The sequence below is a fragment of the Paracoccus spongiarum genome, from assembly GCF_030732095.1.
Classification (GTDB): Bacteria; Pseudomonadota; Alphaproteobacteria; order Rhodobacterales; family Rhodobacteraceae; genus Paracoccus; species Paracoccus spongiarum.
Genome location: NZ_JAVAMQ010000032.1, coordinates 1 through 15,393, shown reverse-complemented (window position 1 = coordinate 15,393; position 15,393 = coordinate 1). Strand labels below are relative to the sequence as shown.

General features: G+C 60.1%; 19 protein-coding genes and 1 pseudogene. 13 read left to right on the top strand and 7 right to left on the bottom strand.

Translation table 11 applies throughout. The annotated features are described in order from the left end of the window. Positions 1-1,223: site-specific DNA-methyltransferase (locus Q5Y72_RS18525; protein WP_305964895.1), on the top strand; the 1,223-nt coding region annotated here is incomplete at its 5' end. 18 nt (positions 1,224-1,241) lie between these two features. Here Q5Y72_RS18525 and Q5Y72_RS18520 read toward each other — a convergent pair. Further along, positions 1,242-1,955, bottom strand: coding sequence for a hypothetical protein (locus Q5Y72_RS18520; RefSeq protein ID WP_305964894.1), 714 nt, complete (start codon positions 1,953-1,955; stop codon positions 1,242-1,244). A gap of 109 nt (positions 1,956-2,064) precedes the next feature. On the opposite strand from Q5Y72_RS18520, the gene Q5Y72_RS18515 reads away from it, so the two are divergent. Further along, complete coding sequence (locus tag Q5Y72_RS18515) at positions 2,065-2,292, top strand: hypothetical protein (protein WP_305964893.1); 228 nt, start codon at positions 2,065-2,067, stop codon at positions 2,290-2,292. Then, positions 2,289-2,513, top strand: coding sequence for a DUF7220 family protein (locus Q5Y72_RS18510; RefSeq protein ID WP_018000078.1), 225 nt, complete (start codon positions 2,289-2,291; stop codon positions 2,511-2,513). Before Q5Y72_RS18515 ends, Q5Y72_RS18510 begins: the two co-directional genes overlap by 4 nt. Before the next feature lie 54 nt (positions 2,514-2,567). On the opposite strand, the gene Q5Y72_RS18505 is transcribed toward Q5Y72_RS18510, so the two are convergent. Both Q5Y72_RS18505 and Q5Y72_RS18500 read right to left on the bottom strand, forming a co-directional pair. Beyond that, a complete protein-coding gene (locus tag Q5Y72_RS18505; protein WP_305964892.1) occupies positions 2,568-3,155 on the bottom strand; it encodes a DUF3489 domain-containing protein in 588 nt (195 codons plus the stop codon). 94 nt (positions 3,156-3,249) lie between these two features. Next, positions 3,250-3,474 carry a hypothetical protein gene (locus Q5Y72_RS18500; RefSeq protein WP_305964891.1) on the bottom strand — a complete coding sequence of 75 codons (225 nt, stop codon included), beginning with the start codon at positions 3,472-3,474 and terminating at the stop codon, positions 3,250-3,252. Between the two features lie 380 nt (positions 3,475-3,854). Between Q5Y72_RS18500 and Q5Y72_RS18495 the strand changes: the two genes are divergently transcribed. The 4 genes from Q5Y72_RS18495 to Q5Y72_RS18480 all read left to right on the top strand — a co-directional run bounded on the left by Q5Y72_RS18495 (position 3,855) and on the right by Q5Y72_RS18480 (position 8,113). Beyond that, positions 3,855-4,418 (top strand): hypothetical protein, encoded by a 564-nt coding sequence (locus Q5Y72_RS18495; RefSeq protein ID WP_305964896.1) that lies wholly within the window; start codon positions 3,855-3,857, stop codon positions 4,416-4,418. 382 nt (positions 4,419-4,800) lie between these two features. Further along, the gene (locus tag Q5Y72_RS18490; RefSeq protein WP_305964890.1) at positions 4,801-6,627 is read left to right on the top strand and encodes a nucleotidyltransferase domain-containing protein; all 1,827 of its coding nucleotides are present in this window, start codon (positions 4,801-4,803) and stop codon (positions 6,625-6,627) included. A 194-nt stretch (positions 6,628-6,821) separates the two neighbouring features. Next, positions 6,822-7,697 carry a hypothetical protein gene (locus tag Q5Y72_RS18485; RefSeq protein WP_305964889.1) on the top strand — a complete coding sequence of 292 codons (876 nt, stop codon included), beginning with the start codon at positions 6,822-6,824 and terminating at the stop codon, positions 7,695-7,697. Further along, positions 7,694-8,113, top strand: a complete 420-nt coding sequence (locus Q5Y72_RS18480; RefSeq protein WP_305964888.1) for an NUDIX domain-containing protein — start codon at positions 7,694-7,696, stop codon at positions 8,111-8,113. The genes Q5Y72_RS18485 and Q5Y72_RS18480 overlap by 4 nt, the downstream gene beginning before the upstream one ends. 94 nt (positions 8,114-8,207) lie before the next feature. On the opposite strand, the gene Q5Y72_RS18475 is transcribed toward Q5Y72_RS18480, so the two are convergent. Then, positions 8,208-8,834: a HesA/MoeB/ThiF family protein gene (locus Q5Y72_RS18475; RefSeq protein ID WP_305964887.1), complete on the bottom strand. Its 627-nt coding sequence runs from the start codon at positions 8,832-8,834 to the stop codon at positions 8,208-8,210. 410 nt (positions 8,835-9,244) lie between these two features. On the opposite strand from Q5Y72_RS18475, the gene Q5Y72_RS18470 reads away from it, so the two are divergent. Together Q5Y72_RS18470 and Q5Y72_RS18465 are read left to right on the top strand one after the other, a co-directional pair. Continuing rightward, positions 9,245-10,273: an IS110 family RNA-guided transposase gene (locus Q5Y72_RS18470; RefSeq protein WP_305964886.1), complete on the top strand. Its 1,029-nt coding sequence runs from the start codon at positions 9,245-9,247 to the stop codon at positions 10,271-10,273. Between the two features lie 647 nt (positions 10,274-10,920). Then, a complete protein-coding gene (locus Q5Y72_RS18465) occupies positions 10,921-11,757 on the top strand; it encodes a protein NO VEIN domain-containing protein (RefSeq protein ID WP_305964885.1) in 837 nt (278 codons plus the stop codon). Positions 11,758-11,829: 72 nt separating this feature from the next. Here the strand turns inward: Q5Y72_RS18465 and Q5Y72_RS18460 are convergent, their stop codons facing one another. The 3 genes from Q5Y72_RS18460 to Q5Y72_RS18450 form a co-directional block, all read right to left on the bottom strand. Further along, the gene (locus tag Q5Y72_RS18460; RefSeq protein WP_305964884.1) at positions 11,830-12,834 is read right to left on the bottom strand and encodes an ATP-binding protein; all 1,005 of its coding nucleotides are present in this window, start codon (positions 12,832-12,834) and stop codon (positions 11,830-11,832) included. 257 nt (positions 12,835-13,091) lie between these two features. Beyond that, complete coding sequence (locus Q5Y72_RS18455) at positions 13,092-13,850, bottom strand: ImmA/IrrE family metallo-endopeptidase (RefSeq protein ID WP_305964883.1); 759 nt, start codon at positions 13,848-13,850, stop codon at positions 13,092-13,094. Continuing rightward, positions 13,847-14,155: a helix-turn-helix domain-containing protein gene (locus Q5Y72_RS18450; RefSeq protein ID WP_305964882.1), complete on the bottom strand. Its 309-nt coding sequence runs from the start codon at positions 14,153-14,155 to the stop codon at positions 13,847-13,849. Before Q5Y72_RS18450 ends, Q5Y72_RS18455 begins: the two co-directional genes overlap by 4 nt. On the opposite strand from Q5Y72_RS18450, the pseudogene Q5Y72_RS18445 reads away from it, so the two are divergent. The 4 genes and pseudogenes from Q5Y72_RS18445 to Q5Y72_RS19985 all read left to right on the top strand — a co-directional run. Beyond that, positions 14,113-14,526 (top strand): annotated as a pseudogene (locus Q5Y72_RS18445) (peptidoglycan L,D-endopeptidase MepK); the annotation flags it as partial. The gene Q5Y72_RS18450 and the pseudogene Q5Y72_RS18445 overlap by 43 nt on opposite strands. Continuing rightward, positions 14,523-14,780: a hypothetical protein gene (locus Q5Y72_RS18440; RefSeq protein ID WP_305964880.1), complete on the top strand. Its 258-nt coding sequence runs from the start codon at positions 14,523-14,525 to the stop codon at positions 14,778-14,780. The pseudogene Q5Y72_RS18445 and the gene Q5Y72_RS18440, both read left to right, overlap by 4 nt. Beyond that, a complete protein-coding gene (locus tag Q5Y72_RS18435) occupies positions 14,767-14,943 on the top strand; it encodes a hypothetical protein (RefSeq protein ID WP_305964879.1) in 177 nt (58 codons plus the stop codon). Before Q5Y72_RS18440 ends, Q5Y72_RS18435 begins: the two co-directional genes overlap by 14 nt. Positions 14,944-15,236: 293 nt before the next feature. Further along, positions 15,237-15,393 (top strand): helix-turn-helix domain-containing protein (locus Q5Y72_RS19985; protein WP_371930866.1); only part of this gene is annotated, 157 nt, incomplete at its 3' end.

Sequence of the window (15,393 nt, the reverse complement as noted above, 5' to 3'; positions counted from 1 at the left end):
CGCAGGTGGCCGAGATCGCGGGCTCGATCCGCGAGTTCGGCTTCGTGAACCCGGTGCTGATCGCCGAGGACGGCACGCTGATCGCCGGTCATGGGCGGGTGCTGGCGGCGCGACTGCTCGGCATGGATACGGTGCCGACGATCACTCTGACCGGGCTCAGCGACAGCCAGCGGCGGGCACTGGTGCTGGCGGACAACCGCATCGCGCTCAACGCCGGTTGGGACGAGGCGCTGCTGTCGCTGGAGCTCACAGATTTGAAGGAGGCCGGGCTCGATCTCGGTATCCTGGGCTTTGAGGATGGTGAGCTGGACCGGCTGCTGGCCGGGACCGAGGGGGAAGAGGAAGGCTCGACCCCGCCTGTCGTTATCCCCGAGCCGCCGCGCAACCCGGTCTCGCGCACCGGCGATCTCTGGATCCTCGGCGATCACCGGCTGCTCTGCGGGGACAGCACGAGCGACGACGACGTCCGCCGGCTGATGAACGGCGAGCGGGCGGTGCTGTTCGCGACCGACCCGCCGTATCTGGTCGATTACGACGGCAGCAACCACCCGACCCGCAACAAGGACTGGTCGCAGTCGTATGGCGTGACCTGGGACGACAGTTCTCAGGGCGCGGAGCTTTACGACGGCTTCATCGGCGCCGCCGTGGCCGAGGCGATCACCGAGGACGCGGCCTGGTATTGCTGGCACGCCTCCCGCCGGCAGGCGATGCTCGAGGCCTGCTGGGAGAAGGCCGGCGCCTTCGTCCACCAGCAGATCATCTGGGTGAAGGACCGCGGTGTTCTCACCCGGTCGCATTACCTGTGGAAGCACGAGCCCTGCCTCATGGGCTGGCGCCGCCCGAACCGCCCGCCGAAGGTGGCGGACGAGACGCTGCCCTCGACCTGGGAGATGCCCAGCTTCGCCAGGGACGAACGGCCCGATCACCCGACGCCGAAACCACTCGACGCCTTCGGGATCCCGATGCGCCAGCACGTCGCCCGTGGCGGGCTCTGTTACGAGCCGTTCTCCGGCTCCGGGTCGCAGATCATGGCCGGCGAGGCCAACGGCCGCCGCGTCTTCGCGATGGAGATCAGCCCGGCCTATGTCGATGTCGCCGTCGAACGCTGGCAGGCTGAAACCGGCAAGGATGCGATCCTCGACGGCGACGGCCGGACCTTCGCTGAGGTGAAGGCCGAGCGGTTGGGCGACAAGGCCGATACGGAGGCGGCCTCTGCGACCTGACGACGTGGATGGCGTGGCTTACGCAGGAAACCCGTCAGGTCCCGGAGCAGCCTTTACCAGCAGCACCCGCTTTTTTCGTCCAGTTCGGGTAACGAACACGAGCTCTTCGGAGCCATCCTCGTTCACGACATACTTCAGACGATGGAGCGAGAATACCTGACCATCCACGGTCAGTTCTTTGTGGTCTTTGGAAAGGGAAACATTTCCCAACTCGGCATCGAGCCGCGCGAGGATCGCTTCCAGGGACTGCGCTTCGAGAAGGCGAACTTCTCTGACGATCTCCGTCAGCGTGATGGGCTCGAGCCCGCCTTTCTCACGCTCTTCATTGATGCGACGCATCGTCTTTCGAGTGAAATAGTAGCCCAGCGTGGCGACGACCGTAGCTGCCGCGCCGGCAATCGCCCATCCGACAGGGGTGAGTCCTAGGAACGTTGCAGCCGGAGCAATCCCGAGCGTACTGGCAACGCCGCCCAGTCCGACGGCAGTCAACGCGGAGCCGACTCCAAGGGCAGCACTTGACGAAAGAGCAGCGAGGCCGCCGGTGGCGCCGAAGATGCCTGCTGCCGATACCAACCCGAAACTGCCGAGCAGAGTGCTGTTGCCGAGAACGAATGCACCGATCCATGTGCCCGATAGCGTCCCGGCGATGTAGCCGGAGGCTGCTGTCGAAGCGATCCATGCACCTGAGGAGTGGAGAACAGGAACGGCAATGGCGAGAAAAGGCAGGGGCATAAGAGAACTCCGACGTAAAGTTATTGTCTGAATGTGGGTCCTCGCCTGATTCTGTTCAAGTCTTTGTGAGCCAATGTCGCTGAACCCACCTCAACCCTGTTGGCGATGGATGCCGTCGACCTTGCAAGATCACAAGGACGGGACGCCGCACGGCGTCTGGCGAGATCCGGATTGGCTCCTCTGCCGCGATAACCGCTGGCGGCCCGTTGAGCCAGGAACATTCCCGCTGGCTGATGGGATACCCGGCCGCATGGGGCTCCTGCGGGGCTACGGCAATGCGATCGTGCCGCCGCTCGCGGCGGAATTCGTGACAGCATTTCTGGAGAGCCTGAGATGAAGCAGAGCCGGACCATGTCGATGGTCGAGGCCGCGGCAAACGTTGTCGTCGGCTACGTTTTGGCCATCGCCACGCAGATCGTCGTGTTCCCGTGGTTCGGGATCGAGACGGGTCTCTCGGAGCATCTGACCATCGGCCTCGCCTTCGTCGGCGTCTCGCTGGCGCGCGGCTACCTGCTGCGCCGGCTGTTCGAGGCGATCCGGATGCGGAACTCGGAATGAAGCACCGCCGCCCCATGCGGGACGGCGTCATCGGGACCATCGTGGTGTGCGGCTTCAGTTGTCTGTGATGCGGTAGGCTCTACCGCGCCCCTCGATTTTCTCGGAGGTGATGGTCAGGCCGAGCTTCTTTTTCAGCGCGCCGGACATGGCGCCCCTAGCCGTGTGAGCTTGCCAGTCGAGGGCCGCCACGATCTCGTCGATGGTCGCGCCGCCCTCGGCGCGGAGCATCTCGATCAGCTTCGCCTGCTTCGTGCCCGTGCGCGGTATGCGCGCCTTGGGCGCGGAGCCGGCTTCGGCCGGAGCGTCTTGCGGGGCTTCTGCGCTCGGCGCCTCGTCCGCGCCCGTGGGCGCGTTGTCGCCGCCGTCCGGCTCGACGCCTATGGCGGCGAGGCCCGCGTCGGTGATGTGCAGGAGGATGGCGTCGCCGTCCTCGTCGTTGCGCCAGATGCGGTTGAGCGCGGCGTCGGCCTTGGCCCGGCTGTCGGTCGTGGTCTCGGCGATGAGCCCGCGCTTCAGCAGCGCGCCGACCGCCTTGGCGGCGGCGCCTCCGCCGAGCGAGCCGGGGAGCGGCAGGACGTTGCGGTCCTCGCGCTGCGCGGCGGCGCTGAGGATCACGAGTTGGGTATCGGAAAGCTTGGTCATCTGGGGTCTCCGTGTTCGGGGCCGCGACCGTCGCGACCCTCCTACGACCCCGAGCCGCGCAACGGCGCGGCAGGAGTTCCGGCGGGGCCGGAGATCACTCGGCGTGCTCGCCCTCGCCGAAAGCGCTGTCGGTGATGCGCTTCAGCAGGCTGGCGTAGTGCTCGAGCGTGCCGACGTGGCCGCAGGTCACCTCGTCGGGGTGGGCGTTGAAGTGCTCGTCGCTGAGGGCGGTGAGCCGGACCAGCATCGCGTCGATCTCGGCTTTCTTGCCGATGAAGGCGCTCAGGGCCTCGGAATTGTCGGTGGTGCGGCGGGTCATCTCGGGCCTCCCTGGCTCTGATGCAGCGTCCTTGTGTCATCAGAGTCGCTCCGCGGCGCTGCGAAGTGTAGGCAAATCGCAGCAAGATCATTGCTTTGTGGGGAGGGAACATCAGGAAGGACGTCAATCATGGCTGGCCGCAAACCGCTCCCGACGCAGTTGAGGCTGGTGAAAGGCACGGCGCGGCCGCACCGGATGAACCCCGCCGAGCCGCAGCCGGTCGTGGCGGTGCCGCCGGCTCCCGATCACCTCGACGATGCGGCCGCCGCAAAGTTCACCGAGCTGGCCGAGCTGCTGGCCCGGCACGGGGTGATGTGCCGCGCACGGCCGTCGGCACCGCGTCCACGCCGACGCTCGCCACCACGAACCTCTCGACATCTATGCGCCGCTGGCGGGTGACCAGCGCCGCCACCGCCGATGCGGCGGCAGAGGAACGCTCGGCCGGCTGGGTCTGCTGGCGCGGCAATGCGGATGGGCTGGGCGGATTCACCTATGTGAACCGGCTCTCGCTCGTCACCCTGCAGGCAACCGGCATGGGCTTCTTCGGCCTCTATGGATCGACGACAGCGCTGGCGACGACACTGACGTTGTCGGCCGTGGTGAACTGCATCGGCATCGGCTTCCAGCGCGGCACCCACACGAACTGGCAACTGGTCCGGAACGATGCTTCCGGCGCGCCCACGCTCACCGATCTCGGGGCGAATTTCCCGGTCGCGAGCACGACGAACGTCCTGACCCTCACGCTCCTTGCTGCCCCGAACAGCACCGAGATCGGCGTCCGGGTGGTCGAGGAGGTCAGCGGAGCGGTGGTCGAGGTGATGCTCGACACCGACATCCCCGCCGCGACGCAACTCCTGAGTCCCCGGAACTACATGAACAACGGCGCGACAGCGGCGGCGGTCGCCTACGATTGCTCGGGGGTTTATGTGGAGACAGACTACTGAAATTGACAAAGATGAATATTGATACCACCCGAATGGCTGGAAGCGCAAGCGATAGAGTAGCAATACACTTGCTCGCCATAAGCAGGACATGCAGGATGCAGAACGTAGCAGGCAGATCGACGATAACTGTCCTGTTGCCATTCCAAGAAGTATCAGTTCAGATCTCAACGGATGAATAATTCCACGGCTACAGCTGATGAGGACGGTTTTGTGTCAGTGAGGTCAACCAAAAGTACGGAGTCCGAAATCACCCAGCCGCGATGAAGGAGGTATAATTTGGACAAATTGGTTTCACCTCATAGAGATGGAATTCTTTCGTTTTGGCTCCGTCTATGGCGATGTTTGGCTGTCGAGGCCGTTTTGTAGATGGAGGGGAATAAAGGTGACTATTGTTTCGATAAGTGGACCTGACAATGTCGGCAAGACAACTCAAATTAGATGGCTATGCTACCGCAACTCTGAACTGTCGACGCTTGGCGGGGTGCAACAACACGATCCCGATTGGCCGATCCCAGAATACAATGATTCCAAGGACTGGTGGTTTACTTGTAGTACAGATGAACATGTAGCGGCAATAACACGCGCTTATAGACGACGCGCCGTAGCAGCCAATGGTGCAGCGTTTGTAGTGCTCGATCGTGGGCCTAGAATGTTCGCCGCAGTTTGCGCGGCAACCCACGTAGCCAAAGAGGGAGGCACGATCGAGGCAGCGCTAGAAGAGGTTGAGCGCAAGGGAATGTTTACCGGGTTATATTCGGAGGTTCCGGAAATCCTTTTGCTGCCAAGTCCTGATGTAAGCGAGTGCGTCAAAAACACGCTGCAGCGTGAGGATCAAATCATAAGGAGCCCACTTTACCCCGTTTATCAGGAGCAACTTTCAAGAGCGCTGTTGCTCCAATCCGCTCGCGGCCTATACTCGGCCGTGCATACAGCCCGCGAGGCTTCAATAGCGGACGTTTCAAATCGCCTTTCCGATTCGATCACGGGATTGACTGGAAAGCCCTTTTCACCGCTATTCAACGAAATGGATGATGTCGTAGTCCTTTCTGGATTAAGCGAGAGCGGCAAAAGCAGTGTGGGAGAACTGGCCAGATTGCGTTGGGGGTATTCCCGGCTAAAAATTTCTTACTTAGCAGAGGTAGCGGCTGACCGAATGCGTCTGACTCTTGAGGCATTTTACGCCTTGCCCTCAGTTGAGATCGCAGAGGCCATGCTGCTGGCTCTCGACCGCTTCGCCGCGCGACACTATTATCTGCGCCGGTTCACACTCGAGAGTGCTCATCGATATGATGTAGCAAGGCATTGGAAGCGTGTTCTAGGCAACCGAATCTGTCTTTTGTTTATCGATGCATCAGAAGAAACTCGGCACAAGAGGACCTTCGAAACAGAAGAAGAATTTAACCAACGGGAAATCGATAAAAAAAGCAGGGGTGCCCACCATATAAAGAATGTTGCAGACCAAATCCTGCTAAATGACGGCTCTCGCCACTCGCTGGAAGAAAATGTCGCGCGCATACTCACAGGCCGAATCCACGACACCGCTCCGTATCGTACTCAAAGTACCGCGATTCCTTCGCCATTAGTTCCAGAGATTGCTTCTATCTTTCGTCGACACGCACCCAAGGAGACGCTCTATGCGGGAATGATGGGCAGCCTCGTCCATGGAGGGTGGTCGGAAGACAGTGATATCGACATCTTGATTGTCGTCTCTTCGTTCTGCTATGCCACTTTTGAGGACCTTGGCGTAGCGCTTGCTGCATGCTCTGGCGGTCGCAAGATTGCTCTCAACATCATTGAAGAGAGCGAGCTTCTTCGGAGTCGGTTAAACGGAAATCTCACCCACAAGATAAGGCTGGCAAACGCCCGTCTAGACTATCGTCTAGTATCGACAGACTGGGTTCCACCCCCACTCACGAGGGCCGATGATATATTGGCCTCGGAACCGGATCTCATCATGGCAGTGACCATGCTGCGGCGGCACCTGGTCTTGGGAAATATTAGCCATCGGCAAATTGTTAAGTATACGGGTATTGTAGCAAAGATATTGCTTCGACAACGATCAATCGACGTTGAGCCGGAGCAATCTGCTATTGGGTACGCGCTGGCCTATTTTCTTGGCAAGGACGAATTGGCGGATGATTGCTTGCCAAATGATTCTCGGTCGGTTGCAGAAATCGGTCTAAAACTATTCAGGAAGGCGCTCAGCTGAAATTTATCAGTATCAGTCGCAGGTCATCGACTAGGTCGATAATAATGCTGGTCGGCCTCAGAAGGGGGTGGACCGTTAAGTTGCGGCCGATAGAAACCGGAACAACCGAAGTCCAGCGCTACAACCTTGTCCGGAATCTTCTCCCTGCACCAAAGCTCCGTTGGAGTTGGAAAATCGGCCGGTGGATGGTCCTCGTGTTCAACAAGCTGCCACTTGTACGAACCACGAGTGGTATGCTTTGCGATTTGCTAGTGGGCGATGACATCGTGTCGGGAGTTGATTTGGCGCAGGCCCACGCACACATCTTAATCGATTTGATCCGCGAGACAGGAACCTGGCGTGACGGTGTCGCCGCAAACTCTGATCTCTTCCATGCGCGAGCGCGTCGGACTTCTCGGCTGGGTGAGTGGCTCACGTTGGACGACCACGAACTGTCGGAGGCGTTATTTCATGCCGAGTGGACTGTGAACGGGAGGCGGTGTAAAAAATCGCCACAGAAACTTCTTATGTCTCTTGAGGAGTGGGCCGGTAGTCCAGCAGGATCGTCTTTCGTTGTTCGATCTCAGGGTGATGCAACCGAGATGAATATTGCCGTTCCCCTATCATACGTGGACTTCAAGTATTCTGGAGATAATTTTTTGTTGGGGGAAATTGCCAATTTTTCATGGGCAATACTTGCCCAGGGTGCCTATTTTGTGCCGAAGTATAATCCGGCGGCGGTATGGGGCCGTGACGGGATTGCGAAGGAGGCAGAGCAATGGCGGCCCTCTATGCGCTGCTCTCCGAATGGTTTCGACCTGCTTTTGCCTGTTTCTGAAGTGCGTCGTGAGGTAGTCAGCGCATTTCTTGCGTCTATTTGGCCAAAGGTGCGGGAGCTATACGCCTCGCTTGGTCGCTCTGCGGCGATGGAGATGGCGCCCTATTTGTTGTCTCGCATCCTTCTAACGTTCAGTCCCCGTTTAATGAGCGGAAGCGACCGAATGGCGATACTTGCGCTTGCCATGCTAGCTGATGATATGGGCCCAGCCGCTTTTTTTGAGTGGCTTGGAATCACGGAGGTGATCGAATGAAGAATGCTGTACGAGCGATTGCTTGGAGCCCTGCGGGGCTGGTCTTAATTCGACGAGATCGGCCCGGAATCGCTTCCTATTTCGTGCTGCCCGGCGGAGGTGTTGAGCCGGAGGATCCCACACTCGAGGACGCATTGCGTCGCGAGTTGAACGAAGAGATCGGCGCCGCCCCGGAACGAATACGTCACCTAACTACCATGGACCGTCGGCCCGAGGGCTTGGATAAATTGGAACACTTCTTCGAATGCACAATTCCCTTGGTCGGCGCTAATTTTGTGGGCGATGAGGCGCGCGATCAGGGACGGGGAGAATATCAACTCGTGACGATCCATAGCCGCAGCGAGCTTGAGTTGATTAATTTGCTCCCTATATCAATAAAATCGCTCATCCTTGCCAATTCGAAATTCGAAGAATAGCTATCTCTTGGCATATTTCCGACAATCTCCAACTAAACTGGCGCGCGAAGGGTCGATTCAATTCGGAAGGTTTATGCGACCCATCGCATCCACTTCAGCGAGCCATCCCGGGCCGCGAGAGAGTCCGCGCTTTTTCCAAGCCGACATCGAGCGAATCTGGAGTGCCGAAGAAACTGAACGGCCGCACGAACGCTGCGTGAACCATCATCGAGGCAACGAAGGAGAGTACTGGCGGCCAACTCGGAACGGGTTCGGGCTGGGGAGGAACCGCAAGGTGCGGTCCAACTGCCACTCCGCCAGCAGCACCCTCATATCCACCTGTCACATAGTTGAGACCATTATCTTGGCAATAAGTGTAAATGGTTTCGTCGAAATCATTTGTGTCGGCGGCACAATTGAAGACGGCGCCAGAAAGCTTCTTTTCGTCGCGGTTGTGCTGGAAGCGTTCATTGAGGACCACTTTGCAATCAGGCCGGATTGATTCTATGACTATCTTGAGAGCCTCACCGCGGTTCGAGCCAATGGCATTCGCGGGGAACGGGAACCGCGCGACGTCAAAATCGCGGACTTTCAGCTCCGGCGTAAAGATATGGATCTCTGCCACACCAGACAGTGCAAGAAGATAGGCAACCCAAGTGCCAAGTCCACCAGCACCAAGCACGGTGGCCACTTCGGCCACAGTAAGGTGTTCGATCCGGTTTTGACGCTCATAACTGATCATCGTATTCGTCCCTCCGTAGCGGCTTGATCACTCAGGGCCAGTTCCCACACACCCGTGAAGAACGGTATGCCATCGGGTCTTTCTTGGGAAGCAGTAAGTTTTGGGCATTGCGCTATCTCGTGTGGGCGCAAAAATTTTCGACCGGTGCCGGTAGCTCCCTAGCATGTCGGCGAAGCTGGTTGCCACTTACTGGAGCGCGTCGGCGCGTAGTAGTCTCACTCAAGCAAGACGTATTCTGCAGAGCATAGCATCCCTCGAAGCGCAAGATTCAGAAAAAGGCGCGACGTCCTCAGAGTACAGGATTTCAATGACTTATGCTGGAGATGGGGTGGATGCCGCTCTCTCCCCAACGGCGTCGCAATGCGCCAAGCTTGTGATGCTGAAGTCACAAGAGAAACGAGAGGGCATCCATGAAGGAAATTAGCATCATCGGGGTCGATCTGGCAAAGAACGTGTTCCAGCTGCATGGCGCGGCCGCGGACGGGACGGTCCTTTTCCGCAAAAAGCTGTCGCGCCCGCAATTCCAGCGCTTCATGGCGGAGCATCCGCAATGCCTCGTGGTGATGGAAGCCTGCGGCGGCGCCCATCACTGGGCGCGGGAACTGGTGCGGCTCGGCCATGAGGTGAAACTGATCGCGCCGCGTTACGTCAAGCCGTTCATCAAACGGCAGAAAAACGACGCGGCGGACGCGGAGGCGATCGTGGAAGCGGCGCTGCGCCCGACCATGCGTTATGTCGAGCCGAAGACCAGCGACCAGCAATCGCGCTCCATCCTGTTCCGTACCCGCGCGCAGTTCGTGAAGCAGCGCACCGAAGCGGTCAATGCGCTGCGGTCGCACCTGTACGAATTCGGCTTCACCGCGCCCGAGGGGATCGGCTATCTCCCGCGCCTCGGAGCCGTCCTGGAAGATCCGAGCTCGCATTTGCCACCGCTCGCCCGGGAAATCTGTCGCGAGCTTCTGGAGCAGATCGCGAACCTGAGCTGCCGGATCAATGCCATGAAAAAGAGACTCGACGCGATCGCCAGGGAGGGCGAGACATCGCGCCGCCTGCAGACGATGCCGGGCGTGGGCCCGATCAGCGCCCTGGCCGTCGAGACATTTGCCCCTCCCATGGAGCAGTTCAAACGAGGGCGCGACTTTGCGGCTTGGCTGGGGCTCGTGCCGCGACAGGCATCGACCGGCGGCAAGCAGCGGCTCGGGAAAACCTCGAAGATGGGCCAGCGCGACATCCGGCGACTGCTCGTCACCGGTGCGATGGCCGTGATCCGCTGGGCCCTGCGCCGTGGCGCACCGCAAAATCCCTGGCTTGAGCGCATGCTGGAACGCAAGCTGCCGATGGTCGCAGCCTTCGCGCTGGCCAACAAGATGGCGCGCGGCATTTGGGCGATGCTGACGCGCGGCGAGGACTATCGCGATCCGGTGATGGCCACCGCCTGATCGGGCGCGTCGGCAGGAACGGAACGCAGAGTTGTGAGGAAGGCATGATCCGAATGGGCAAATGATCGACATGATCCGGGTTGGGCAAACCAGGAACCTTCTCAGAGCTTCGAGCTCGCTGTTGGAGATTTGGCCCCGGTCCGCGCATCACCATCCCGGCCAGCGGCATCTATCGGGCCGCACTAACAGGCCTGACAAGAGTCCGCACTCGATCACATGTCTAATGTTCAGAAATTCCTTGCAAATGAGGGCGGCATCCACAAGAGAAGGTTGGATATCAGACCCATACCCTCCGCCACTTGCACAGTGCAAACCCGAAAACAGGTCCCTCGCGGGGCCTTTTTCTTTATGTGCCAAAGGGGTTTGCAGGCACCATCCGCCCTTCGGAGACAGACCCGCCGCGCAAGATCGGTCTCCGAACGCCCACCGTCTCTTTCCACCCGCCCCTCGCTCCCGGCGAGACGGATTCAAAATTCCAATAGATTTCAACGAACTGACGGGATCGCGTTGCGCCCGTGTTTCGCTGGTTCCGGGTTGTCTCAAAGCCGATGGCGACGCGCCACGCGCGGCGTGTTCGTTGGTATGTCTTGGGAGTTTTGCGCGAAGTATCTGATGACAAACGCAGTTTCCGCCCCTAGCCTGGCGCAATGTCAAATGGGGCTTGGACCGATCAAGAGAACGAGCTGATCGTCGCGGATTACTTCGCGATGCTGGCCGACGACATCTCTGGTCGCCCCTACAACAAGGCCGAGCACCGGCGCGGGCTTCTGCCGCTGTTGAACGATCGGTCCGAGGGATCGGTCGAGTTCAAGCACCAGAACATCAGCGCCGTGCTGAAGGGGCTGGGTGAGGACTGGATCCCGGGCTACAAGCCTGCCTTCAATTTCCAGATGACGCTGGTGGATGCCGTGGCGCGCTGGCTGGCGCTGAACCCGGCGTGGCTCGGTCGCCATTCGCGTGCAGGAGCGCCGACGGGCCTCGCGGAGGCACGGCCGATCTGGATCGGGCCGCCGCCCACGTTGTCGAACCAGCCGCCGCCGCAGGAGCTTGAGCAGATGCTGCACATCGCCCGCAAATTCGATGTCGCGGCGCGAGACGAGCGAAACCGCGCCCTCGGCCGTGCCGGTGAGGAGCGCGTCTTGGCGCACGAACGTGCAGCCCTGAAATCAGCGGGCCGCGACGATCTTGCGCGCAAGGTCAGGTGGGTGTCGGAGGAGGATGGCGATGGTGCCGGCTACGATATCGCCAGCTTCGCGCCGGACGGCCGTCCGCGCCTGATCGAGGTGAAGACGACGAATGGCTGGGAGCGTACCCCTTTCCACATCAGCCGCAACGAACTGGCCGTGGCCGAGGAGCGGCGCTCGGAATGGTCCCTGTTCCGGTTCTGGAACTTCGCGCGCGAGCCGAAGGCGTTCGAATTGCATCCGCCGCTGGACGCGCATGTCTCGCTGACCGCGACGTCCTTTCAGGCGAGTTTTCATTGATTCCCGAAGCAGCTCCTTTGCGCCGCTTGATCGCCTTCACAAGATTACAACGCCTTACGGCTCTATAGATGCCTATTCTTGCCGGAAATCTCGGGTAAGCATCTGAGATGCAGTAGAAGCAACGTTGAAGTTGGCGCCGGCGATCTGAGCGGCTGCAACTCGTCCTTGCGCCGCAAACTGTTGGAGACGTTCCCGCAATGCACTTAAATTGGCTGTGTCGATTACTAGCCTGATTGCAGTCCCTCGGAAATCCGAACCGAATGTATGCTTCCCCTCGTGGCTTAGCTCAATTCCGGTTCCGCCCGAACATAACAGGAAACTTCCACCGTTCCGGCAGATGCGGCTGGTCATATAGAGGCCGTAGCCAGAATTGTTCCATTGGTCGTTACCCCGCCCGGCGTGAGGATTCCCTGAGATTCCGGGCATCAAGGCCATCTGAAGGGCTTCCGGTTCCGTCAAGCCATCGAAGGCTGGGTTCCCGGTGAGAGCCCTATGGATGCCGATGCCGTCATCGACAATTCCAACTTCCACTTCATGGCGTTGGGGCCAATATTGAGCGCAAATGTAAATCTTTTCAGAACCGCTATGCTCGACGACATTTCGCATGATCTCGCGGATGGAATATGTAAGGGTATCCTGCAATTCTCCCTGCTGATGGCGCGTAAGTAGCCCAGCAAGCTCGGCGGCTTTCCCCTCAATTACGTCTCCTACTTCCTGAAAGGAGTCGAATGCCTCTTGGCGAATCTCTGCGACATCAAGCTCGCTGATCGGAACGTACGTAGAACTTCCAGGTGCCTCACCGGGAGCATTCCCATGTTGGAGACCAAAAGATCGGAAGAAGCCGAAATGCGCTGCGTATGAGTGATTTTCATGATCCCGTGCTCGTCGACGAGCTTCTGGTCGATTGCCTCGGAACTGGCGAAGCAGAGCAGATAGGAGCAGCATCGAAAACGGAGGGAACCAACGCTCGCCGCCAAAGTGGAACTCGTATTCGGCTGCGTCTGGAAGATCTCGGAGCATGCAGGCGAACCCCGCGAGGCTAACCGGCGACAAATCGTAGGGGACGTCCACGCGCATTCGAAATCAGCTTTCCAATAGCCTAGAAAATATCAGAATTTGGGCATGCCCACGGTCAGGCGCTACCTTTCTCATGAAATACATGCTTGGACAGCCATGTTCCAGCGCCACTGAGTGCGGGACGGCGTCAAATTCCAGGTCACGTTTCTAAGCGCGCCCGAACACCCGACCGGCCTGCTCCTGCCATGTCTCCCCCGCCAGAAAGCACAAGTCATAGAGGCTGACCGCCGACGCCTCGCGGCCGCAGGTCAGGCGCTTCAACACTTCCGGCGCAAGATAGGCCAGGCGCAGCTGGCGGCTGACATGGCGTTCGGCCAGACCGACGGCCTCGGCCAGTTCCTGGATCGTGGCGAACTCACCTTTTGCCGCGCCCGGTAGAAAACCCCGGACTTCAACAGCGGTTCGCTGGACCAGGCCCAATCGATGAAGCCTTCCTTGCCGACCACGATCATCGCGCGTTTGTCGGTGATGGTCATCCATTTCAGGATCGCGGCCGTCAACGAGACGGCATAGCGATCCGCGAGCTCGGTCATCACGTCGATATCGATGATCCGGCCTTTGATCTGCTCGCGGAAATCGTCGAGGGGCATCAGCAGGTAGGAGGCGAATGTGTTCGCCTCCGCCTCGATCCTGTTCCGGGCCTCATCCCAGTCGGCCATGTTGCGGCTGGTGCATTGGAGCCCACCCGGGTTGGCCTGCCGGTGCAGGAGGTAGTGCCCCAGCTCATGCGCCAGCGTGAAGTTGCGCCGCCCCGGCGACCGGATGGTCTCGTTATAGACAATGCCCCACTCGCCCGCGCAATGCGGATTTGGCAGCAGCATGCCTTCGACGCCCTTGGAGAGTTTCAGCCCTTGCACCATCGTGATTGGCGCATCCGGAAAGACCTGACGCGAGAAGTCCTGCGCGAGCGCGGCCACATCGATAGGGAAACGCGGCAGCCCGTGCACCGCCTGATGCACGGACAGGATTTTCGTCAGGCGGTTGGCCCAGCTCTGAGGCGTCGTCGGCAGGCTCAATCCTTCTTCCCCCACATGTCGATCATCTGGTTGATTTTTTGTTGGTCTTCGGGATCGAGCTTGCTGAACTTGCGGAAGAAGGCCTCCTTCAGAACCTCGTCGCTGGGCTCCTCGCTGTCATCGAGCAGGTAGTCGGTCGTGACCTCCAGAGCCTGGGCGATGCGGGTCAGCTTCTCGCCCGACGGTTTTCGCGTATCGCGGTTCTCGAGTTCCCACAGGTAGCTCTTGCTGGAGTCGGTCAGCTCGGCGAGCTTGTCGAGGGAGTATGACGAACCACGACCCCGTGGCCTTCGAGGCGGTGGCACGGGAGGTCGGGTTTCTCGGTTTCGGCTTCTATCCCCGTTCGGGGTTTATTCATGTCGACCTCGGCCCGGCACGGCAGTGGGGCGAGCGGTTCCCGGTGCGGTCGACGGCATTTGCTGTCGAGACGCCACCCGCGCGCGAAGTGTTGGCCGACAGCCGCACCATGAAGGGTGGCGGGGCCGCCGGTGTGGCTACGCTGGGCGCCGCGGGCGTCGAGGTCGCCCAGAGCGTCCTGGCTGAGACCCAGTCCGCCATCCTACCGCTGGTGCCGTACCTCGACACGCTCCGCTGGGTGTTCATCGCCGTGGCGCTCGGCGGGATCGCGGTCACCATCTATGCCCGCGTCGATGACTGGCGCCGAGGGCGGCGATGATCGCCGCGCTCCTGACCGGGTTCGCCGCCAGCCCGTGGATGCGGGCGGCGCTGCGCAACGGATCCATCGCACTGGCAGTGCTCCTGTTCCTGCTTTTGCTTCGGCGGTCCGGGGAGCGAGCGGGACGCTTCGCCGAACACCTTGAAACCACGGAGAAGGCCAATGATGTGCAACGCCGGATGCTGGAGGCTGCGGCTCGCCGCCCTCGCAATCGCGACGAGCTTGCTGAGCGGCTGCGCGATGGTCGGTTCTGAACGCCGCATTGACACCGTCTGCCCGCCCGTCATCGAGTACAGCCGTGAGTTCCAGGCGCGCGCTGCCGACGAGCTCAATCTGCTGCCGGAGGAGTCGGCTATCGCTGAGATGCTCGCCGACTACAGCGTTCTGCGCGCCCAGGCTCGGACTTGCTTGCTCTGATCACCACAATGGCGCGCGTGACAGAACATATCGTGGCTGAAGGCCGGGATGCTGCGCTGGTATTACCGCGTAGCACTTGGCCAGCGTAGCAGAACAGCACCAGCTCGTCGAATGCGGATCGAGCATCATCGCCCTCCGCTTGCTGCCGAAGCGAACCACGTTCCTCTTGAAGGGTTGCTGGTAGGCCTTTTCAGTTCAACGCTGCAAACTCAACGGACCCCACGGCAGCTACGCCCATCGATGGTACTGATAGTCTGTGGACTCATAGTCTCCTCCCAGATGATTATGGTTCGATGGCGAAGAGAAACAAGAATTCGAGCAGATTCGGAGACGCTGTCCGTCAGGCGCGTGCGACGGCTGGGCTAACACAAGAAGAGTTGGCCGAGCGTGCCGGACTGGACAGGAGCTACGTAGGCGGTGTCGAGCGCGGAGACCGCAACCCAACTCTAA

Bases quoted from the DNA above. Each gene is read 5' to 3' on its own strand.
- Q5Y72_RS18520 (WP_305964894.1), bottom strand. From the start codon at position 1,955: ATGCCCCTGCCTTTTCTCGCCATTGCCGTTCCTGTTCTCCACTCCTCA.
- Q5Y72_RS18515 (WP_305964893.1), top strand. From the start codon at position 2,065: ATGCCGTCGACCTTGCAAGATCACAAGGACGGGACGCCGCACGGCGTC.
- Q5Y72_RS18510 (WP_018000078.1), top strand. From the start codon at position 2,289: ATGAAGCAGAGCCGGACCATGTCGATGGTCGAGGCCGCGGCAAACGTT.
- Q5Y72_RS18505 (WP_305964892.1), bottom strand. From the start codon at position 3,155: ATGACCAAGCTTTCCGATACCCAACTCGTGATCCTCAGCGCCGCCGCG.
- Q5Y72_RS18500 (WP_305964891.1), bottom strand. From the start codon at position 3,474: ATGACCCGCCGCACCACCGACAATTCCGAGGCCCTGAGCGCCTTCATC.
- Q5Y72_RS18495 (WP_305964896.1), top strand. From the start codon at position 3,855: ATGCGCCGCTGGCGGGTGACCAGCGCCGCCACCGCCGATGCGGCGGCA.
- Q5Y72_RS18480 (WP_305964888.1), top strand. From the start codon at position 7,694: ATGAAGAATGCTGTACGAGCGATTGCTTGGAGCCCTGCGGGGCTGGTC.
- Q5Y72_RS18475 (WP_305964887.1), bottom strand. From the start codon at position 8,834: ATGATCAGTTATGAGCGTCAAAACCGGATCGAACACCTTACTGTGGCC.
- Q5Y72_RS18470 (WP_305964886.1), top strand. From the start codon at position 9,245: ATGAAGGAAATTAGCATCATCGGGGTCGATCTGGCAAAGAACGTGTTC.
- Q5Y72_RS18465 (WP_305964885.1), top strand. From the start codon at position 10,921: ATGTCAAATGGGGCTTGGACCGATCAAGAGAACGAGCTGATCGTCGCG.
- Q5Y72_RS18460 (WP_305964884.1), bottom strand. From the start codon at position 12,834: ATGCGCGTGGACGTCCCCTACGATTTGTCGCCGGTTAGCCTCGCGGGG.
- Q5Y72_RS18440 (WP_305964880.1), top strand. From the start codon at position 14,523: ATGATCGCCGCGCTCCTGACCGGGTTCGCCGCCAGCCCGTGGATGCGG.
- Q5Y72_RS18435 (WP_305964879.1), top strand. From the start codon at position 14,767: ATGGTCGGTTCTGAACGCCGCATTGACACCGTCTGCCCGCCCGTCATC.